The organism is Nocardioides islandensis (genome assembly GCF_015352455.1).
Lineage (GTDB): Bacteria > Actinomycetota > Actinomycetes > Propionibacteriales > Nocardioidaceae > Nocardioides > Nocardioides islandensis.
The window spans coordinates 33,038-54,583 of the sequence record NZ_JADKPN010000008.1 but is presented as its reverse complement, the minus strand read 5'-3'; the positions used below and the strand labels follow the sequence as shown (position 1 = coordinate 54,583).

The 21,546-nt window shown below is 72.4% G+C and carries 13 protein-coding genes; 9 read left to right on the top strand and 4 right to left on the bottom strand.

What is annotated here, in order from left to right; all coding sequences use genetic code 11:
* Positions 1–209: 209 nt before the first annotated feature.
* Positions 210–1,553, bottom strand: a complete 1,344-nt coding sequence (locus ISU07_RS13825) for a hypothetical protein (RefSeq protein WP_194707394.1) — start codon at positions 1,551–1,553, stop codon at positions 210–212.
* 108 nt (positions 1,554–1,661) lie between these two features.
* Between ISU07_RS13825 and ISU07_RS13820 the strand changes: the two genes are divergently transcribed.
* The 3 genes from ISU07_RS13820 to pruA are packed head-to-tail and all read left to right on the top strand — an operon-like array spanning position 1,662 to position 5,075.
* The gene (locus ISU07_RS13820; RefSeq protein WP_194707393.1) at positions 1,662–3,101 is read left to right on the top strand and encodes a WS/DGAT/MGAT family O-acyltransferase; all 1,440 of its coding nucleotides are present in this window, start codon (positions 1,662–1,664) and stop codon (positions 3,099–3,101) included.
* Positions 3,101–3,409, top strand: a complete 309-nt coding sequence (locus ISU07_RS13815; RefSeq protein WP_194707392.1) for a hypothetical protein — start codon at positions 3,101–3,103, stop codon at positions 3,407–3,409. Before ISU07_RS13820 ends, ISU07_RS13815 begins: the two co-directional genes overlap by 1 nt.
* A 25-nt stretch (positions 3,410–3,434) precedes the next feature.
* Positions 3,435–5,075 carry an L-glutamate gamma-semialdehyde dehydrogenase gene (gene pruA / locus ISU07_RS13810; RefSeq protein WP_228521898.1) on the top strand — a complete coding sequence of 547 codons (1,641 nt, stop codon included), beginning with the start codon at positions 3,435–3,437 and terminating at the stop codon, positions 5,073–5,075.
* Between the two features lie 517 nt (positions 5,076–5,592).
* Here pruA and ISU07_RS13805 read toward each other — a convergent pair.
* On the bottom strand, positions 5,593–6,090 hold the full coding sequence (locus tag ISU07_RS13805; RefSeq protein ID WP_194707391.1) for a DUF2505 domain-containing protein: 498 nt from the start codon (positions 6,088–6,090) through the stop codon (positions 5,593–5,595).
* 53 nt (positions 6,091–6,143) lie between these two features.
* On the opposite strand from ISU07_RS13805, the gene ISU07_RS13800 reads away from it, so the two are divergent.
* From ISU07_RS13800 to ISU07_RS13785, 4 genes are all read left to right on the top strand, one after another.
* On the top strand, positions 6,144–11,024 hold the full coding sequence (locus tag ISU07_RS13800; protein ID WP_323742608.1) for an NAD-glutamate dehydrogenase: 4,881 nt from the start codon (positions 6,144–6,146) through the stop codon (positions 11,022–11,024).
* A gap of 95 nt (positions 11,025–11,119) precedes the next feature.
* Positions 11,120–12,907, top strand: coding sequence for an ABC transporter ATP-binding protein (locus ISU07_RS13795; protein ID WP_194707390.1), 1,788 nt, complete (start codon positions 11,120–11,122; stop codon positions 12,905–12,907).
* Positions 12,904–14,748, top strand: coding sequence for an ABC transporter ATP-binding protein (locus tag ISU07_RS13790; protein WP_194707389.1), 1,845 nt, complete (start codon positions 12,904–12,906; stop codon positions 14,746–14,748). Before ISU07_RS13795 ends, ISU07_RS13790 begins: the two co-directional genes overlap by 4 nt.
* A gap of 84 nt (positions 14,749–14,832) precedes the next feature.
* Positions 14,833–16,248, top strand: a complete 1,416-nt coding sequence (locus tag ISU07_RS13785; protein ID WP_194707388.1) for an amidase — start codon at positions 14,833–14,835, stop codon at positions 16,246–16,248.
* On the opposite strand, the gene ISU07_RS13780 is transcribed toward ISU07_RS13785, so the two are convergent.
* Both ISU07_RS13780 and ISU07_RS13775 read right to left on the bottom strand, forming a co-directional pair.
* On the bottom strand, positions 16,212–16,880 hold the full coding sequence (locus ISU07_RS13780; protein ID WP_194707387.1) for a response regulator: 669 nt from the start codon (positions 16,878–16,880) through the stop codon (positions 16,212–16,214). The two genes, ISU07_RS13785 and ISU07_RS13780, sit on opposite strands and share 37 nt — an antisense overlap.
* A 20-nt stretch (positions 16,881–16,900) precedes the next feature.
* A complete protein-coding gene (locus ISU07_RS13775) occupies positions 16,901–18,268 on the bottom strand; it encodes a sensor histidine kinase (RefSeq protein ID WP_194707386.1) in 1,368 nt (455 codons plus the stop codon).
* A gap of 171 nt (positions 18,269–18,439) precedes the next feature.
* Between ISU07_RS13775 and ISU07_RS13770 the strand changes: the two genes are divergently transcribed.
* Both ISU07_RS13770 and ISU07_RS13765 read left to right on the top strand, forming a co-directional pair.
* Positions 18,440–19,144: an ABC transporter ATP-binding protein gene (locus ISU07_RS13770; protein ID WP_194707385.1), complete on the top strand. Its 705-nt coding sequence runs from the start codon at positions 18,440–18,442 to the stop codon at positions 19,142–19,144.
* A complete protein-coding gene (locus ISU07_RS13765; protein ID WP_194707384.1) occupies positions 19,141–21,516 on the top strand; it encodes an ABC transporter permease in 2,376 nt (791 codons plus the stop codon). Before ISU07_RS13770 ends, ISU07_RS13765 begins: the two co-directional genes overlap by 4 nt.
* Positions 21,517–21,546: the final 30 nt, after the last annotated feature.

Sequence of the window (21,546 nt, the reverse complement as noted above, 5' to 3'; positions counted from 1 at the left end):
CCGAGGTCACCGTGGTGGGGGGTCCGCGCGAGGTTGATGGATGTCAGTGCACCCGGGCGGGTCACCGCAGCAGGTGGTGGCTCTTCCACCACCCTCCCGTGACCGGACCGCCGGCGGCGGGATCTTCTCGTGCAGCCGCCGGCGACCCCGGTCCCGAAGCCCGCCGCAGGCGAACCGAGAACCGCAACCCAAGCCCGCCGCAGGCGGAACTACGCCGCGAACAGCAGGTACAACCCGCCGATCGTGAACGCCACCATCGCGAGCAGCAGGGGGAGCTGGCCGGTGATGCGGTGCCTGGCGGGGAGCAGGGTGAGTGCCCGGTCGTGCGCCGCGACCACGCCGACGACGTGGCCGAGCACGACGGCCAGCACCTTGGTCGTGGCCAGGCCGGTGGGGTGGTAGGAGATCCAGTAGCTGACGCTCCACCCGGCGGTGCCGAACCAGTTGCTGCCGTCCGAGAGCGGGTCGCTGGCCTGGATGAGCGTCTGCTGGCCGACCTCGACGAGGTAGCTCAGGTAGTGCGCCACGATGTACCCCGCCACGATCGGCACGATCGAGTGCGCGAACTGGTCGGGGAGCGCCAGCCGACGCGTGCCGGGCTCCACGCCGGTCGAGGTCGTCCCGGCGACGAACACCAGGCCGACGGCGACGCAGAAGCCGACCAGCGCCAGGTTGTTGAGCAGGTACGACGAGGTGTCGCTGGACTGGATGAACTTCACCCAGGGCGTGGAGTCGCGGAACGAGTCGAACGCCGTGCTGCCGAACAGCGTGGCCACCACCGCCACCAGCCCGGGCTTGGGCTCGACGGTCGAGAGGTTGGCCAGCGGGCTGCGCACCAGCAGCGTGCGGTCCGCGTCCTGCGCCCACACGGACAGCTTCGAGACGAGGGTGGAGTACACCTCGAAGGGGTCGGCGTGCTCGTAGAAGGTGTTGCCGAACAGGGTGCCGCCGATCAGCATCACCGCGACGTACAGGGCACACCAGAGCCGGACCGGGCCGAGCTCGGTGCCGTGCGTGTAGACGAGCTCGATCCAGACGAACGCCAGCAGGCCCAGGGCGGCCGGCCAGTACCCGGCCCGGGGCGAGTACGCGAAGACGCCGCGCTCGGGGTCGCCTCCGGACACCCGGGCGACCAGCGCGTTGATGGTGCGGACCGGGCTGACCGCGCGCCACACCGGGCCGAGCAGCAGGGAGGCCACCGGCAGGCCGACCCACCACCACACGTAGAACATCCCGAAGACCGGGTTGGTCAGCAGGTCCTGCCCGAACACCGCCGCGAACGCGCCGAACCCGAAGAAGAGCAGGCCGATCGTGCGCATCGCGACGTGCCACCCGGAGGAGGCGACGACCGCGGACAGCCACCCGGGAGCCGGCCGGCCGCGGACCGGGCCGTCCGGCTTGCCGTCGTACCGCGGCTCGCGCCACGCCAGTGCCAGCACGCCGAACGAGACGGCCAGCGCGGCCACCGCCCCGACGATCGCCAGCTCGGGCGGGAGGGGCAGGTCCTTCGCGCCGCCGATGCCGTGCTCGGCGAAGCCTCCGGGGACGATCAACGGTGCTCGGCTCCTGCGGCTCTGTTCCGGACGGGGACGCGTGCCAGAATCGCACGCGACCCTGAGAGCCCCGTGATGCACCCCGACAGATCCACCCGAGGAGACGCGATGAGCGAGCGGCTGCGCGCCCGCGACCTCGCCGTCCTGGCGGGGGAGTCGCCGACCACGCCGCGGCACAACGCGACGGTCGAGGTCTTCGAACCCGGCGAGTCCGGGTTCGACTATGCCCGCCTCGTCGAGCTGGTGGCGGACCGGATCTCCTTCGTGCCGAGGTACCGGCAGCGGCTCGCGCCCGTCCCCGGGCGCCTGGCCAACCCCGTCTGGGTCGACGACCCGGACTTCGACATCGGCTACCACGTACGCCGCTCGGCACTGCCGCGGCCGGGCTCGCCCGAGCAGCTCTTCGAGCTGGTGGGCCGCATCGTCGCGCGGCCGCTGGACCGGCACCGCCCGCTGTGGGAGGTGTACCTCGTCGAGGGCCTCGAGGGCGGGCGACTGGCGCTGCTCTCCAAGGCGCACGAGGTGCTGGTCGACGGCGTGCACACCGTCGACCTCGCCCAGGTGCTGCTCGACCGCACCGCCGAGCCGCGGCCGTTCCACCAGGACGACTGGCACCCGCTGTCCGCGCCGAGCCCGGCCGGCCTGGTGGCCGGGGCGGTTCAGGACGCCGTCACCGACCCGTCGACCGTCGTCGACACCGCCCGGGCCTCGCTGGACTCCGCCTGGCGGGCCGCCGAGTCGGTCGCCGGCCGGCTGGGCCAGGTCGCCGGCGCGCTCACCAACCGCCGTCCCGCGAACAGCACGCTCGGCGGCCACCTCTCGCAGCAGCGCCGGATCGTCACGGTGCGCACGGACCTGCGCGACTACCTCGAGGTCCGGCGCGAGCACGGCGGCACCGTCAACGACGCCATCCTCGCGACGGTCACCGGCGCGCTCCGTGGCTGGCTGCTCGGGCGGTCGGAGTCGATGAGCGGGGTCCGCAGCATCCGCACCGTCGTCCCGGTCTCGGTGCGCGACCGCGAGCTCGAGAACACCTCGCTCGGCAGCCCGATCGAGCCCTACCTCGTGGACCTGCCGGTCGGCGAGGCCAGCCCGGTGGTGCGGCTGCACCAGGTCTCCTACCAGTTCCAGGCGCACAAGGACACCGGCCGGGCCGTCGCCGCCAACCGGCTGGCGGGGATCGCCGGGTTCGCGCCGTCGACGTTCCACGCGATCGGCGCCCGGGTCGCCGCCGACGAGGTGCGCCGTGGCTTCCAGCTGTCGGTGACCAACGTGCCCGGCCCGCAGTCGCCGCTCTACGCCGCCGGGGCGCGGATGGTCGAGACGTACCCCGTCCACCCGCTGCTGCCCGGCCACGCCCTGGCGATCGGCGTGACGTCGTACGACGGCCAGGTCTTCTACGGCATCACCGCCGACTACGACCGCGTGCCCGACGCCGAGGTGCTCGCCCAGAGCGTGCCCGAGGCGCTGACCGAGCTGCTGGACACCATCGGCGGCCGGACCAAGGCGCCCCGGGGCCGGCGCAGCCGCAAGAAGAAGGGCCGCTGATGCGCCGGTACCAGCCGACGACCCTGCCCGCCCTCGCCGCTGTCGTCCCGGACGACGACGTGGTGCTCGCGGAGAGCGAGTCGGAGGAGGACGAGTACGCCGCGCTGATGACGGCCGCCGACCTCTCGGCCGGGCGGGTGGCCGGACTTCCCGACGGGCAGCGGCGCCGGGTCGTGGCCGTGTTCGAGGCCGGCGGCTCCGAGCTGGTCGCCGTGCACGCCGACACCGCCGACGACGCGGAGCCGGACGACGACCTGGCGTGGTACGCGGCGCAGGAGCTCGACTCGCTCACCGACGGGATCGTCTGACAACCCATCTGGCAACATCGCGGACATGAGCTCTGGCATGGACGCGATCACCACCCCTCCGGCGCCGGTCAACGAACCGAACCTGACCTACGCCCCCGGTACCCCCGAGCGGGAGGAGCTGCTGGCCGAGCTCGGTCGGCTGGAGCGGCTCCAGCACAACCTGCGCGCGTACATCAACGGCCGCAAGCGAGCCGGCGGCGGCCCCGAGACCAAGGTCGTCCAGCCCCACGACCACCAGCACGTGCTCGGCACGTTCAAGGGCGCCACGACCCGCGACGCGGAGGCCGCGATCAAGGCGGCGACCGCGGCCGCGCCGGCCTGGCGCGCGATGGCGTTCGAGGACCGCGCCGCGATCCTGCTCAAGGCCGCCGACCTGCTGGCCGGCCCCTGGCGCCAGGTCCTGAACGCCGCGACCATGCTCGGCCAGTCGAAGACGGCGTTCCAGGCCGAGATCGACGCGGCCTGCGAGCTGATCGACTTCTGGCGGTTCAACGTCCACTACGCGCGGCAGATCCTCGAGGACCAGCCGATCGCCAACAGCAAGGGCATCTGGAACCAGACCGACCACCGCCCGCTCGAGGGCTTCGTCTACGCGATCACGCCGTTCAACTTCACCGCGATCGCCGGCAACCTGCCCACCGCGCCCGCGCTGATGGGCAACACGGTCATCTGGAAGCCGTCGCCCACCCAGCAGCTCGCGGCCTCGCTGACGATGGACCTCCTCGAGGAGGCCGGCATGCCGCCCGGCGTCATCAACATGCTGCCCGGCGACGGCATCGACGTCTCGAAGGTGGCGCTCGCGCACCCGGACCTGGCCGGCATCCACTTCACCGGGTCGACGCCGACCTTCCAGCACCTGTGGCGCACGGTCGGCGAGAACCTGACGTCGTACCGCTCCTACCCGCGCATCGTGGGCGAGACCGGCGGCAAGGACTTCATCGTCGCCCACCCGAGCGCCGACCCGGACGTGCTCCGGGTGGCGATGATCCGCGGCGCGTTCGAGTTCCAGGGCCAGAAGTGCTCGGCTGCGTCCCGCGCGTACGTGCCGCGCTCGGTGTGGAACCGCATCAAGGACGACCTGGTGGCGCAGACCGAGTCGATCACGATGGGCGACGTCACCGACTTCTCGAACTTCATGGGCGCGGTCATCGACGACCGCGCGTTCGCCAAGCACAAGGCCGCGATCGCCCGCGTACGCCGCAACAACCACCTCACGCTCCTCGCCGGCGGCCAGACCGACGACTCGGTCGGGTACTTCGTGCGGCCGACGATCGTCACCTCGAGCGACCCGACCGACCAGATGTTCAACACCGAGTACTTCGGCCCGATCCTGGCCGTCCACGTGTACGACGACGCGCGCTACGAGCGCGTGCTCACCCAGATGGAGTCGTTCGCGCCGTACGCCCTCACCGGCTCGATCATCGCCCAGGACCGCCAGGCCATCGCCGACGCCCGCCGCGACCTCCGCTTCGCCGCCGGCAACTTCTACATCAACGACAAGCCCACCGGCGCCGTCGTCGGCCAGCAGCCCTTCGGCGGCGCCCGCGCCTCGGGTACGAACGACAAGGCCGGCGCCGCGGTGAACCTGCTCCGCTGGACGTCCCCGCGCTCCATCAAGGAGACCTTCGTGCCCCCGAAGGACTGGAAGTACCCCTACATGGGGTGAGATTCCGCCTGCGGCGGGCTTGGGTTGCGGTTCTCGGGTCGCCTGCGGCGGGCTTTTGCCTGCGGCGGGCTTGGGTTGCGGTTCGTCGGCCGGCGCCCCGGTCCTGCCCTCCGGGGGACAGGGGCGGCGCGTCGCACGCACGGCGTGGTCCTGTGCTTGCGACCGCCGGCGCGCGCCGCGGCCAAGCCCTTTTAGCCCCCGGAGGGCAGGCCCGGGTCACCGTCCCACGCCCACGACCCGTGGGCGGTCTGCGCGCGAGGTGGGGTTACCTCAACCATGCCGGGCGGGTCACCGCAGCAGGTGGTGGCTTTACCCCTACCCTCCCGTGACCGGACCGCGAGCGGCGGAGCGAGGAGGTCCCGCCGCCGTGGTGGGTCTGGCGGCTCGTCGTGAGGGACGAGCGACGAGTGGGTAGGCGGCGGGATCTTCTCGTGCAGCCGCCGGCGACCACGGTCCCGAAGCCCGCCGCAGGCGATCAAAGAACGACAACCACAGACAACCCCCGCCGGAGGCGGAACTAGACGCGCCACTCGCCGGCGAGCCACTTGAGGCCGACCTTGTTCTCGGCGCGGAAGGCGTCCTTGAGGAGGCCGGCGACCAGGTCCTCGAGCCTGCCGCCGATGAGCGGGATGGCGACGCGGACGTCCATGGTCACGGTCTCGACGGCGTCGGCGCCTTGCTGCACCAGCTTCGCGGAGCCGGTCATCTCGCCCGGCTTGCCGGGGATGGAGACGTCGAACGAGGCCTCGGTCGGGGAGGTCCACTCCTCGCGCTGGACCAGGTCGATGGTGGCGCCGACGAACTTGCGGGCGAACGACGGGACGAGCGCCGTGCCGTACGTGCGGTCGAGGTCGACGGTCATCGACCCGTCGTCGTACTCCTCGATGCTGACCGAGGAGTCCTCGACGTGCTGGTAGGCGCAGACGGCGTCCCGGAAGGCCGGGTCGGCCAGCATGGCGCGCACCTCCTCGACCCTGCGACCGGGGTAGCGCAGCTCTACGGAGACCGACTTCATGGGGACATCCTGGCGATGCACCACGGGGGACGCCAGGGTCGTAGGCTCGTGTCGTGTCAACGGCGACCGAACGCAAGTTGTCCGAGCTGCTCGACCGAGCCACCCAGCTGGCCATGAGCCGCAAGGCGAGCGGCGGGCCGCCGGCCGACGAGGTCGGCGCGCTGATCAAGCCGTACTTCCGCCACATCGCGGCCGACGACCTCTCCGAGCGCAGCGACGTCGACCTGTACGGCGCCCTCGCCTCCCACTTCCGGCTCGCCGACAACCGCCCGCAGGGCCGGGCCAACGTGCACGTGTTCACCCCGAACCACGCCGACAACGGCTGGTCGGCCGGCGGTCACTCCGTCGTGGAGATCGTCACCGACGACATGTCCTTCCTCGTCGACTCGGTGACCATGGAGCTGGCCCGTCAGCAGCGCGAGATCCACCTGGTCATCCACCCGCAGTTCGACGTCGTCCGCGACATCACCGGCGTGCTCCAGAGCGTGCGGCCGATCAAGGACGAGACCCGCCCGGCCGAGGGCGAGGCGGTCCGCGAGTCGTGGATGCACATCGAGATCAGCCGGCTCGGCGCCGACGAGAACCCGCACGAGATCGAGGAGTCGCTCCAGCGGGTGCTGCGCGAGGTACGCGAGTCGGTCGAGGACTGGGACAAGATGCGCGCCCAGGCGCTGGAGATCGTCGACCAGCTGACCGACGACCCGCCGCCGCTCGACGACGACGAGATCGACCTCGGCCGTGCCTTCCTCCAATGGCTCGCCGACGACCACTTCGCGTTCCTCGGCTACCGCGAGTACCACCTCGAGCGCGAGGGCGACGACGAGATCCTGCGCGCGGTGCCCGGCACCGGTCTCGGCATCCTGCGCGCCGACCAGGACCAGTCCAAGGGCTTCGCCAAGCTGCCCGCGGCCGCGAAGGCCAAGGCGCGCGAGAAGACCCTGCTCGTGCTGTCGAAGGCCAACTCCCGCTCGACCGTGCACCGCCCGGCGTACCTCGACTACGTCGGCGTGAAGACGTTCGACGAGCAGGGCGAGGTCACCGGCGAGCGGCGCTTCCTCGGACTGCTGTCCAGCGCGGCGTACACCGAGTCCATCACCCGCATCCCGCTGCTGCGCGAGAAGGCGTCCGAGGTCCTCCAGCGCATCGGCGTCGAGCCGCGCAGCCATGCCGGCAAGAGCCTGATGGACACCCTCGAGACCTACCCGCGCGACGAGATCTTCCACACCCCGGCCGACGAGCTGGCCGAGGTGACGCAGGGCGTGCTGCAGACCGTCGGGCGCCGCCAGCTGCGGGTGTTCGTCCGCCGCGAGACCTACGGCCGCTACGTCTCGGTGCTCTGCTACCTCCCGCGCGACCGCTACAACACGGCCGTGCGCGAGCGCTTCTCGCAGATCCTGAAGGACCGCTTCCACGGCGAGAACGTCGAGTTCAACGTGAAGATGAGCGAGTCCACGACCGCGCGCGTGCACTTCGTGGTGCACCCGCCGCTCGGCGCGGAGATCCCCGAGGTCGACCCGGCCGACCTCGAGCGCACGTTCACCGAGGCCTCTCGCTCCTGGCGCGACGACTTCATCACCGCGACCGTGTCCGAGTACGGCGAGGACAAGGGCTCGCGACTCGCGCGCACGTACGCCGACTCGTTCCCGGAGGCGTACAAGGAGGACTTCTCGGCCACCACCGCGGCGCTGGACGTCGGCCGGCTGGAGTCGATCGAGACCGACCCGGCCACCGGCAACGGCCTCGACCTCTCGCTGTTCTCCCCGCTGGACGCCGGCCGCGGCGAGGCCCGGCTCAAGGTGTTCCGCGTCGGCAGCCGGCTGTCGCTGTCGCAGGTGCTGCCGATGCTGTCCTCGATGGGGGTCGAGGTGCTCGACGAGCGGCCCTACGAGCTCGACGACATGACCCGCCCGACGTTCGTCTACGAGTTCGGGCTGCACTACCCGCCCGGCCTGCCCGACGACGTGCGCGGACTGTTCCAGGACGCCATCCGCGCGGTCTGGGAGGGCTACAACGAGATCGACGGGTTCAACGCCCTGGTGCTGGCGGCCGGGCTGACCTGGCGGCAGGCGACCGTGCTGCGCGCGTACGCGAAGTACATGAAGCAGGGCAACTCGCCGTTCGCCGTCGACTACATCGAGGCGGCCCTGCGCGGCAACACCGACATCGCGCGGCTGCTCTGGCAGCTGTTCGAGGCGCGCTTCGACCCGGGCAAGAACGGCCTCGACGCGAACGCCGAGGCGCGGACGGCGCGCGTGGACGAGCTCGAGGAGCGCATCAAGCGCGCGCTGGACGACGTGGCCAGCCTCGACCACGACCGGATCCTGCGGTCCTATCTGACGCACATCAAGGCCACGCTGCGCACCAACTACTTCCAGTCCGACGGGCGCGGCGGCCTGCACCAGTACATGAGCTTCAAGATGGAGCCGTCGGCGATCCCGGACCTCCCCGAGCCCCGGCCGCGGTTCGAGATCTTCGTGTACTCACCGCGCGTCGAGGGCGTGCACCTGCGCTTCGGCGCGGTCGCCCGCGGTGGCCTGCGGTGGTCGGACCGCCGCGACGACTTCCGGACCGAGGTGCTCGGCCTGGTCAAGGCGCAGATGGTCAAGAACACCGTGATCGTGCCGGTCGGCGCCAAGGGCGGGTTCTTCTGCAAGCAGCTGCCCGACCCCAGTGACCGCGAGGCGTGGCTGGCCGAGGGCGTGGCCTGCTACCGGACGTTCATCTCCGGTCTGCTCGACATCACCGACAACCTGGTCGAGGGCGAGACCGTCCCGCCGGTCGGCGTGGTGCGCCACGACGGGGACGACTCGTACCTCGTGGTGGCCGCCGACAAGGGCACCGCGACGTTCAGCGACATCGCCAACGGCGTGGCGAAGGACTACGGCTTCTGGCTGGGCGACGCGTTCGCCAGCGGCGGCTCGGTCGGCTACGACCACAAGGCGATGGGCATCACCGCCCGCGGCGCGTGGGTGTCGGTGCGCCGCCACTTCCGCGAGCGCGGCGTCGACTGCCAGACCGAGGACTTCACGGCGGTCGGCATCGGCGACATGTCCGGCGACGTGTTCGGCAACGGCATGCTGTGCTCGGAGCACACCCGCCTGCTGGCGGCGTTCGACCACCGCGACATCTTCGTCGACCCGAACCCCGACGCGGCGACGTCGTTCGCCGAGCGGCAGCGTCTCTTCGCGCTCCCGCGTTCCTCGTGGCAGGACTACGACAAGGAGCTGATCTCCGAGGGCGGCGGGGTGTTCCCGCGCTCGCTCAAGGCGATCAAGGTGACCCCGCAGATGAAGAAGGCGCTGGGCATCGACGAGTCGGTGCAGACCATGACGCCGGCCGAGCTGATGAAGGCGGTCCTCAAGGCGCCGGTGGACCTGCTCTGGAACGGCGGCATCGGCACCTACGTCAAGGCGGAGGGCGAGACCAACGCCGAGGCCGGCGACAAGGCCAACGACCAGATCCGCGTCAACGGCCGTGACCTGCGCGCGCAGTGCGTCGGCGAGGGCGGCAACCTCGGCCTCACCCAGCTCGGCCGGATCGAGTACGCCGAGCGTGGCGGCCGCATCAACACCGACTTCATCGACAACTCCGCAGGTGTGGACACCTCCGACCACGAGGTGAACATCAAGATCCTGCTCGACCGCGTCGTCGCGGCCGGCGACCAGACCGAGAAGCAGCGCAACGCCCTGCTGGCGCAGATGACCGACGAGGTCGCCGCGCTCGTGCTGCGCGACAACTACGAGCAGAACCTCGCCCTGGCCAACGCCGCCGCCAACGCGCCGTCGCTGCTGCACGTGCACGAGGACTGGATGCGCCAGCTGGAGAAGCGCGGGGTCCTCAACCGCGAGCTCGAGGGGCTGCCGAGCAGCCGCGCGGTACGCCGGATGCTCGAGCGCGAGGAGGGTCTGTCGGTCCCGGAGCTCTCGGTGCTGCTCGCCTGGACCAAGATCGTGCTCGCCGAGGAGCTGCTCGCCTCCGACCTGCCGGACGACCCGTACTGCCAGGTCGACCTCACGGCGTACTTCCCGCACGACATCCAGGAGGGCTTCGTCCAGCAGGTCGCCGACCACCCGCTGCGCCGGGAGATCATCGTGACGCAGGTCGTCAACGACCTGGTGAACGGGGCCGGCCTGACGTACTGGCCGCGCCTCCAGGGCGAGACCGGCGCCGGCCCGGCCGAGCTGACCCGGGCGAACTTCGTGGCGCGCGAGATCTTCGGGTCGCTGCCGTTCCGCCAGGAGCTCGCCTCCTACGACAACGTGCTCGAGGCCGCGGTGCAGACGCGCATGCGGATCGAGATGCGCACCCTGGTCGAGCGGGCCTCGCGCTGGCTGGTCACCAACCGCCGGCCACCGCTGGACAGCCAGGCCACCGTCGAGTTCTTCCGCGACCGCATCCAGGCGGTGATGGCCGAGCTGCCGATGCTGCTCACCGGCCGCGAGCTGGACGCCTTCGAGGCCCGCAAGCGGCTGTTCGTCGAGGCCGGCCAGGTCCCCGATGACCTCGCCACCCGGGTGGCGGTCCTGCACCCGGCGTACCAGCTGCTGTTCGTCCTCGAGATCGCCGACCGCGAGGGGCTGGACCCGATCGAGGTGACCCGGGTGCACTTCGCGCTCGCCGAGCGGCTCGGGCTGCCGATGCTGGTCGGCAAGATCCTGGCGCTGCCCCGCGACGACCGCTGGCAGACGATGGCCCGTGCAGCACTGCGCGACGACGTGTACACCGTGCACGCCCACCTCACCGCCCAGGTGTTCCGCGCCACGGGCGGCGACGAGTCGGCCCCGGCGCGCATCGCCACCTGGGAGGAGGGCGACTCGCTGCTGGTCTCCCGGGCGGCGTCGACGCTGGAGGACATCTGTGCCGACGAGACCGGCGACCTGGCCCGCATGTCGGTCGGCCTACGGGTCATCCGGGGGCTGCTCTCGTCGTCCTGACGAGAGCGGCGGTCGTTGCCCCGGCTAACGAAAGCCGTTACCTGCGCTAAAGGATTTCTCGAACGTCGGTGGCTGGTCGTATCGTCGTGCGGGCGATGCCACCAGCCTCTTCGTCCCTCGGACCGACCGACCACTCGCCCGCGAGTGTCCGGTCCCTCTGGCGCCTGCGCACCTACCTGCGGCCACACCTGGCGGCCCTCGCGATCATGCTCGGCACAGCGCTCGGCGGCATCGCGCTGTCGATCGGCATCCCGCTGGTGACCAAGGCCCTCATCGACGGCCCGATCACCAACCACGAGATCGACGGCGTGCTGCCGCTCGGTCTGCTGGCCCTCGGGCTCGGCATCCTCGAGGCGGTGCTGATCTTCTGGCGGCGCTGGGTGCAGTCCAACGCGGTGCTCTCCATGGAGACGCAGATGCGGCACGACCTCTACGAGCGGCTCCAGGAGCTGCCGATGAGCTTCCACAGCAAGTGGGAGTCCGGCCAGCTGTTGTCCCGCGTGACGACCGACCTCTCGGCGATCCGCAGGTTCAGCGGGTTCGGCCTGCTGTTCCTGATCATCAACATCCTCCAGGTCGCGGTCGTCACGATCGTGCTGCTCAACATGTACTGGCCGCTCGGCCTGGTCGTGGCCTTCACCGCGGCGCCGATCGTCTGGCTGTCGATGCGGTTCGAGCGCGGGTACGTCGTGCTCTCGCGGCGCGTGCAGGACGAGCAGGGCGACCTGGCTACCCGCGCCGAGGAGGGCGCCGTCGGCATCCGCGTCATCAAGGCGTTCGGCCGCAGCGACCACATGTCGGCGGGCTACGACAGGGCCGCGCAGAAGCTGCGCGGCACCAGCATGGAGAAGGTCCGGCTGGCGGCCCGGTTCTGGACCTTCCTGGAGGTCATCCCCAACTTCGCCGTCGTGGTCGTGCTGCTGCTCGGGGCGATCGGCGTCGGCCGCGGCGCGTTGACCCCCGGTGAGCTGGTCGCCTTCATCACCCTGATGCTGTCGCTGGTCTGGCCGGTGGCGTCGCTCGGGGTGATCCTGGCGATGTCGCAGGAGGCGATGACCGCCGCCGCCCGCATCCTGGAGATCTTCGACACCGAGCCCGACATCGTCGACGGCCCGGGGGAGCGGCTCGCCGCCGAGGGCGGCCACCTGCGCTTCGAGCACGTGGACTTCGCCTTCCCCGACGAGCCCGGCAGGGTCGTGCTCCGCGACGTGAACCTCGACATCCTCCCCGGTGAGACGATCGCGCTCGTCGGCGCGACCGGCAGCGGCAAGACGATCCTCACCGCGCTCGTGCCGCGCCTCTACGACGTGACCGCCGGCAGCATCACCCTCGACGGCGTCGACCTGCGCGACTTCACCCTGGAGAAGCTGCGCTCGATGGTCGCCACGGCCTTCGAGGAGCCGACGCTCTTCTCGATGAGCGCCCGGGAGAACCTCATCCTCGGCCGCGCCGAGGCCACCGACGCCGAGATCAGCGAGGCCCTCGCGGTCGCCCAGGCCGACTTCGCCCTGGACCTGCCCTGGGGCCTGGACACCCGGATCGGCGAGCAGGGCATGTCCCTGTCCGGCGGCCAGCGCCAGCGGCTCGCGCTCGCCCGGGCCGTCCTGGCCCAGCCGCGCGTGCTGGTCCTCGACGACACGCTGTCGGCCCTCGACGTGCACACCGAGAAGCTGGTCGAGGAGGCGCTGCGCCGCGTGCTCGCCGAGACCACGGGCCTGATCGTTGCTCACCGCGCCTCGACGGTGCTGCTGGCCGACCGGGTCGCCCTGCTCCAGGACGGCACGATCACGCACGTCGGCGAGCACCGCGAGCTGCTGGCCACCGTCCCGGCGTACCGCGAGCTGCTGGCCGCCGACGCGGACCTCGAGGGAGCGGCGTCATGACGACCACTCCGCAGGCGCCCCAGCAGAGCTGGCGCGGCGTCGCCGCCGACGGCCTCGAGCAGGACGAGATCACCGCCGAGACCTCCGCCCGGCTGGCCACCCGGTCGCGCCGGCTGCTCGGCGACCTGCTCCGGCCCTACGCCACTGCCATCAGGTGGCTGGTCCTCATCGTCGTCATCGAGAACGCCGCCCGGCTCTCGATCCCCTACCTCGTCAAGGTCGGCATCGACTCCGGCATCCCGCCGATCCGCGAGGACGACAACCTCGACCCGCTGCTGCTCATCGTCGGCATCGTGCTGTTCGCGACGATCACCCAGGCGGTCGCCCGCAACCTCTTCCTGGTGCGCTCAGGCACGATCGGCCAGGACCTGCTGTTCGAGATCCGGCAGCGGGTGTTCCGGCACTTCCAGCGGCTGAGCCCGGCGTTCCACGACGAGTACACCTCGGGCCGCGTCATCTCCCGGCAGACCTCCGACGTCGACGCCATCTACGAGATGCTCGAGACCGGCTTCGACGGCCTGGTCACCGCGGCGCTGACGCTCGTCGGCACCGCCGCGCTGCTGCTGTTCCTCGACGTGAAGCTCGGCCTGGTCGCGCTGTGCTGCGGCCCGTTCCTGGCCTGGCTGACCAACTGGTTCCGCAAGTCGTCGGCCAAGACCTACCGCGTCACCCGCGAGAAGGTCGCGCTGGTGATCGTCCACTTCGTCGAGTCGATGGGTGGCATCCGCGCCGTGCAGGCGTTCCGCCGCGAGCCCCGCAACCAGGAGATCTTCGACGACGTCAACGAGCAGTACCGCGTCGCCAACCTGGCCGCGTTCCGGCTGGTCGCCTGGTTCATGCCGGGCATCCGGCTGATCGGCAACGTCACCATCGCCGTGGTGCTGCTCTACGGCGGCTACCTCGCGTTCCACGGCGAGGTCACCGTCGGCGTGCTCGCGGCGTTCCTGCTGTACCTGCGGCAGTTCTTCGAGCCGATGCAGGAGATCTCGCAGTTCTACAACACCTTCCAGTCCGCGTCCGCGGCGCTGGAGAAGCTGTCCGGCGTGCTCGAGGAGGAGCCCGGCGTCCCCGAGCCGACGGACCCGACGCCCCTGCCGCACCCCCGCGGCGAGCTGACGTTCGACCACGTCGACTTCGAGTACGTCGCGGGCGTGCCCGTCCTGCCCGACCTCGACCTCACCGTCCCGGCGGGCCAGACGCTGGCGCTGGTCGGCACGACGGGGGCCGGCAAGACCACGCTGGCCAAGCTGGCCACCCGCTTCTACGACCCGACCGGCGGCCGGGTGCTGCTCGACGGCGTCGACCTGCGTCAGCTGACCGACGAGACCCTGCACCGCGCGGTGGTGATGGTGACCCAGGAGAACTACCTGTTCACCGGCTCCATCGCCGACAACATCCGCTTCGGCCGCCCGGGCGCCGGCATCGAGGAGGTCGTCGAGGCGGCGACCGCGCTGGGCGCCGACGGCTTCATCCGCGAGCTGCCCCACGGCTACGAGACCGAGGTCTCCAACCGCGGCGGCGTGCTCAGCGCCGGCCAGCGGCAGCTGGTCGCCTTCGCGCGCGCGTTCCTGGCCGACCCGGCGGTGCTGATCCTCGACGAGGCGACCTCGTCGCTGGACGTCCCGTCCGAGCGGCTGGTGCAGCGGGCGCTCAAGACGATCCTCGCCGGCCGCACCGCCGTGATCATCGCCCACCGGCTCTCCACGGTGGAGATCGCCGACCGCGTGCTGGTGATGGAGCACGGCCGCATCGTCGAGGACGGCTCCCCGGCCGACCTGGTCGCCGGCGGCGAGGGCCGCTTCAGCGACCTGCACCGCGCCTGGATCGACTCGCTGGCCTGACCGCCCTCCCCGCGATTCGTCAGCGATCCTCCGGGTGGTCGCAGCGGCGAGCCTGCTGACGAATCGGTGTGGGAGGCTCCCGGCATGCGCGGAGTCGTCGAGACGGTCCGGCTGACGACGACCGGGGAGGCGTCGGCCCGCGAGGTGCTGGAGGAGTCGATCGCGCGGATCGACGAGCTGAACCCGCGGCTGAACGCCTTCACGCGGATCCTGGCCGAGGAGGCCCGGGCCGAGGCCGACGAGCGCGACGCCGCGCTCGCCCGCGGCGAGGCGCCCGGTCCGTTGCACGGCGTCCCGGTCGCGATCAAGGAGGAGATCGACGTCGCGGGGTGCGTGACGACGTACGGCGGTCGCGCCAACACCACGCCGGCTGCCGCGGACTCCGAGGTGGTCCGCCGGCTCCGCGCCGCCGGGGCCGTGGTCGTGGGGAAGACCGCGATGCCGGAGTTCGGGTCGTTCCCGTTCACCGAGTCCGAGCACACCGGCTACACGCTCAACCCCTGGGACGAGTCCCGCAGCCCGGGCGGCTCCAGCGGCGGCACCGCGGTCGCCGTGGCCACCGGCATGGTGCCCGTCGGGCTGGGCGGCGACGCCGGCGGCTCGATCCGGGTGCCGTCGGCGTTCACCGGCGTCTACGGCCTCAAGCCGCAGCGCGGCCGCGTCACCACCGCCCCGCAGCCGCACCTGTGGTGGGCGCTCGGGGTGGTCGGGCCGTTGGCGCGCAGCGTCGCGGACAGCGCGCTCGTGTACGACGTGGTCCGCGGCAACCTGCCGACCGACCTGTACCGCGCGGGCGGCGACGCGTCCTTCGCGTCGGCCGCCGCTCGCGAGCCCGGCCGGCTGCGCGTCGGCTGGTCCCTCAAGGTGCCGTCGGCGGGTGTGCGCCTCGACCCCGTCCACGCACAGGCGGTGCGGGACACGGCCGCGCTGCTCACCGAGCTCGGGCACGACGTGGCCGAGGTCGACGTGCGGTACCCGGACCCGACGGCCGCGTTCGTGCCGCAGTTCTTGGCCGGCGTCCGGACCGAGGCCGACCAGGTGGACCACTTCGACCGGCTCGAGCGGCGTACCCGCGAGACCTACCGCCTCGGCTCCTGGGTGACCCCGAGGGTGCGCGACGCAGCGCTGCGGCAGACCGAGGCGTACTCGCGCAGGCTCAACCGCGTCTTCGAGGACGTCGACGTGCTCCTCACCCCGGTCACGGCGCACCGGCCGCCGAAGCTCGGGATCGTGATGGGCAAGGGCACCGTGCGCTCGTCGCTGGCGTCACTGCCGACGGTGACGTACATGGTCCCGTGGAACCTCGCCGGCAACCCGGCCGCGTCGGTCCCGACCGGCATCGGTGCCGACGGCCTGCCGGTAGCCGTCCAGCTCGTCGGCCGGACCGACGACGAGCCGACCGTCCTCAGCCTCTCGGCCCAGCTCGAGCGGGCCCGTCCTTTCCCGCGCTGGGCGGGCCCGGCTCACGGCTCCCCGGGCGCGACCAGCCCCGTCTCGTAGGCCACCACGACCGCCTGCACGCGGTCCCGGAGCTGGAGCTTGCCGAGGATCCGCGCCACGTGCGTCTTGACCGTCGCCTCCGACAGCTGGAGCTCCGCCGCCAGCTCGGCGTTGCTCATCCCGTGGGCGAGCAGCTTCAGCACCTCGCGCTCGCGCGGCGTCAGCGCGGCCAGGTCGCGGTGCACCGCGGACGCCTGCTCGCCGCGGCCCGCGAACCGCTCCACCAGCCGGCGGGTGATCGAGGGCGCGAGCAGCGCGTCCCCGGCTCGCACGAGGCGGACCGCGCCGGTCAGCTGCTCGGGGGTGACGTCCTTGAGCAGGAAGCCGCTGGCCCCGGCGGTCAGCGCCGCGTAGACGTACTCGTCGAGGTCGAACGTCGTCAGCATCAGGACCCGCGGCCCCTCGCCGTCGGTGGCGAGGATGCGCCGGGTCGCCTCGAGCCCGTCCATCTCGGGCATCCGGATGTCCATCAGCACCACGTCGGGGCGGGTACGACGGGCGGCGTCGACGGCCTCCTGGCCCGTGGTCGCCTCGCCGACCACGTCGATGCCGTCGGCGGTGAGGATCATCCGGAACCCGGTGCGCACCAGGGCCTGGTCGTCGGCCACCACCACGCGGACGGTGTCCCTCACGGGGTCACTCACGGGGTCGCTCACGGGACCTCCACGGGGCTCAGCGGGATGACCGCCTCGAGCCGGTAGCCGCCCCGGATCCGCGGGCCGGCGTGCAGCGTCCCGCCGTACAGCGCGAGCCGTTCGCGCAGCCCGATCAGGCCGCGTCCGCTCCCGGCGTCCGCGTCGGCGGGCGCCGGGCGCACCGGCCCGGTGTCGGTGACCTCGATCCGGAGCCGGTCGGCCCCGTGGTCGACGCGCACCACGGCCGACGACCCGGACGCGTGCTTGACGGCGTTGGTGAGGGCCTCCTGGACGACGCGGTACCCCGCCAGCACGACGCCGTCCGGCATCGGCGTGTCCGCGGGCCCGGTCACGACCAGCTCGACCGGCAGACCGGCGGCCCGGACACGCTCGACCAGCGACTCGAGCTGGCCCAGGCCCGGTTGCGGGGCCAGGGCCGACGTCTGGTCCACCGTCTGGTCCACCGTCTGGTCCATCGTGTGGGCCTCGGTGGTGAGCAGCCCCATCACGTGCCGCAGCTCGGTCATCGCCGCGCGGCCGCTCGCCTCGACCGACAGCAGCGCGTCCCGGGCCTGGTCGGGCGACGACTCGAGCACCTTCCGGGCGGCACCGGCCTGGATCACCATGACGCTCACGTTGTGGGTGACCACGTCGTGCAGCTCGCGGGCGATCCGGGCGCGCTCGTCCTCCGCCGCGCGGCGTACCGCCTCGGCGTTCTCCCGCTCCATGGCCGCCACCCGCGCCTGCTCGGCGTCGGCCCGGGCCTGGAGGGTCCGCAGGCCCCAGGCGGCGACCGCGATCGGCGCCATCACCAGGAACGGGACCGCTCCCTGCGGCACCGCGTCGATGGCCCCGCCGAGAGCCGGCTCGGCAGAATCGCTCTGCAGCTCGCTCATCAGGAACGCCGCGGCCGGGAGGCTGAGCAGGGCCGGGATCCGGTACGGGCTGTAGACCGCGGCGCTGTAGGCGGCGATCACGCACACGTAGAATGAGAGCCGCAGCGCCTCCGGGCGGTCGGCGACCATGGTGGCCATCAGCAGCACGCCCCAGAGCACCGACAGCGGGTAGCGGCGGCGCAGGACCAGGGGCGCCGCGATGAGGACGAGCAGCAGCGCGTTGCCCAGCGCGTCCCAGGTGGACGTCTGGTCGACCAGGGGCGACGGCCCGCGCCCCGGGTCCACCGGTGGGAGTGGACCGAGGTCGCCGGGCTCGCGGAACGGCGTCACGTCGGGTGCGTCCGACGAGCCGTAGGTGAGGATCGAGACCAGCGCGAGGCCGAGTGCCAGCCCGACGTCGAGCAGCCAGCTGCGCCGGGTCAGCGGCTCCAGCGGGCGGGGTCGGCGCAGCACCCACCCACGCACGGCCCGGAGGCGCTCTCGCAGCACCCGGTCATTGTCCGCCCTGGGCCCTACCGGCGGCGTCGCTCGCGCGGACGACCGGGTCCCCGGCGGACTACGTCGCAGGGATGACAGGGCGGCCGGGTGCGCCGCGCGGACGACGCGAAAGGGCCAGTACGACGGACGCGGCCGACCCGCCCGCGCTCCTAGCGTCCGGGCATGGCCACACCACTGATCGAGCTCGACGCCGTCACCCGCCGCTACGACGGTGGACCACCGGCGCTGGACGAGGTGTCGTTGACCGTCGACCACGGGGAGGCGGTCGCCGTCCTTGGCCCGTCCGGCAGCGGGAAGTCGACGCTCCTGAACCTCGTCGCCGGCCTGGACCGGCCGACGTCGGGCACCGTGACGGTGGACGGTACGCGCATCGACACGCTGGGGGAGGCCGCGTCGGCGAGGTACCGGCGGGCCTCGGTCGGGCTGGTCTTCCAGTTCTTCAACCTGCTCGACGACCTCACCGTCTTCGACAACGTCGTGCTGCCGGCCCAGCTCGCCGGCGCCTCGCGCGCCGAGACGACCCGCCGCGCGAACGACCTGCTGGGCGCGCTGGGGATCGACCGCCACGCGCGTGCCTACCCGGGTCGGCTGTCCGGGGGGGAGCGACAGCGGGTCGCGGTGGCCCGGGCGCTGATGAACCGGCCGGCGCTGCTGCTGGCCGACGAGCCCACCGGCGCGCTGGACACGGCGTCCGGCGCCGACGTACGGCGGCTGCTGACCGACCTGTACGCCGACGGACAGACGATCGTGCTGGTCACCCACGACCGCACGCTGGCCGCCGAGTGCGCGACCCGCACCGTCGAGGTCGTGGACGGGCGGATCGCGTCCGACGTCGCGCTGGCGACCCCCCGGGCTGCACGCCGATGAGCGCCCTGACCCGGGTGGTCGGCTCGGGGCTGCACCGGCGGTGGCTGCAGACCGTCGTGATCACCCTGGCCACGGCCGCCGCGGTGACCTCGGGCGTGCTCGGCCTCGGCCTGCTGGTCGCCTCGAACGCGCCGTTCGAGCACGCCTTCGCGGCCCAGCACGGGGCGCACCTGACGGTGCAGGCGGACCCGGCCAAGGTGTCGGCCGACCAGCTGTCCGCGACCGCCGACGTACCCGGGGTCGAGGAGGCCACCGGACCCTTCCGCACCGCCCAGGTGATGGTGTTCCCCGGGCTGCCGCCCGGTGCGACCGCCGTGCCCGAGGGTGCCCACGGCCCGGTCCTGACCGTCGTCGCACGTACCGCGGCGGGGAGCGGCATCGACCGGCTGTCCCTGACCGAGGGCCGCTGGGCCACGGAGCCGGACGAGGTCGTGATGGCGGCGGGCGGGGACTTCAGGGTCCCGGTGGGCGACGAGCTGGTGATGGGGGAGGGCGCGGACGCCCGCGAGGTGACCGTGGTCGGGCTGGTGCGGTCCGTGAGCGCCACGGCGGACGCCTGGATGACCGCCGAGGGTCTGGCCGCGCTGGACGCCTCGTCCCGGGGCTACGAGATGCTCTACCGGCTCGACGACGCGAGCAGCGCCGCGCGGATCGCGGACGCCAGGGAGGCGCTCGGCGCCGCCCTTCCCGAAGGAGCCGTCGCCAGTGCGCGCTCCTGGCTGACGGTCAAGCACGCGGCGAACGACCGGACGTCGCTGTTCGTCCCGATCCTGCTGATGTTCGGCGGGCTGAGCCTGCTGCTGTCGGTGCTCATCGTCGGCACCGTCGTCGCCGGGGCGGTCGGCTCGACGGTCCGCCGGATCGGCATCCTCAAGGCCCTCGGGTTCACCCCGGCCGAGGTCGTGCGGGCGTACGTCGCCCAGGCCCTCGTCCCGGCAGCGGCCGGCGCGCTGGTGGGGGTCGCCGCCGGCAACCTGGTCGCGGTGCCGCTGCTCGCCGACACCGAGGACCTCTACGGCACGGTCGCGCTGACGATCGCCCCCTGGGTGGACGTCGTGGCGCTGGTCGGCGTGCTGGCCGTGGTCACGCTGACGGCGTCCGCCGCGGCGGGCCGCGCGGGACGGCTCTCGTCGGTCGACGCGCTCGCGGTCGGGCGCACGCCGACCGCGCGTCGTGGCCAGCGCGCGGCGCGGGTGGCGGCCCGGCTGCCGCTCCCGCGACCGGTCACCCTGGGACTCGCCCGCCCGTTCAGCGCACCCGCTCGGACCGCCGCGATGGTGCTGGCGGTCGCCTTCGGAGCGGCCGCGGTGACCCTGGCCACCGGGCTGGCGACGTCGCTGAACCGCGTGCAGGTCGCCGCCGACCACTCGGCGGCCGACGTGTTCGTCAACGGCGTCGAGGGCGGCCCCTTGGGTGCGCGGGTCGTCCCGAAGCGCGGGACCGAGCCGGCCATTCGTCCGAAGGCTCCGGACCCCGACCGGGTGGCCGCCGTGCTGGAGTCCCAGCCCGGGACCGCACACTGGCTCGGGTACCGCGAGACCGACATCTCGGTCCCCGGGCTGACGGGGGAGAGCTCGCTCGTGGAGTACACCGCGAACCCGGGGTGGGTCGGGTACGAGCTGGTGTCCGGGCGCTGGTTCTCCCGTCCGGGAGAGGCCGTCGTGCCCACCGAGCTGCTGCGGTCCACCGACCGGGAGATCGGCGACACCCTGACGCTGACGCGGGACGGGGAGTCCCTGGCCCTGACGATCGTCGGCGAGGTGTTCGACCCGGGCGACAACGACGGGCTCGTGCTCACGCAGGCGCGCTCCGGCACGACCCTGACCGACTGGATGGTCGGTGTCACCGGCGGCACCGACCCGACGACGTACGCCGACGCCCTCCAGCAGCACCTGGACGCCCTCGACCTCACGGCTCACGTCGACGGTCCCGACGGCGCCGACGAGCTGGTGGTCGTCATCGACGCGCTGGCCGGCCTGCTGACGCTGATGCTGGTGACCGTCGCGGGTCTGGGCATCCTCAACGCCGTCGTCCTCGACGTACGCGACCGCGTGCACGACATCGGCATCCACAAGGCGCTGGGCATGACCCCGCGGCAGACGCTCACCTCGGTGCTGTCGTCCGTCATGTCGATCGGGCTCGTCGGCGGGCTGGTGGGCGTGCCGGCCGGCGTGGTCCTGCACGGCATCCTGCTGCCGGCGATGGCCCGCGGTGCCGGCGTCGAGCTGCCGAGGGTGGTCCTCACCGTGTACGGGCCCGTCCTGCTGACCGCGTTCGTGCTCGGCGGCCTGCTGCTCGCCGTGGGCGGGGCGCTGCTGCCCGCCGGGTGGGCGGCCCGGACCCGCACCGCCACCGCCCTCCGGACGGAATGACGCGGCGCGAGTTGCGCCTCCGGTACCTCC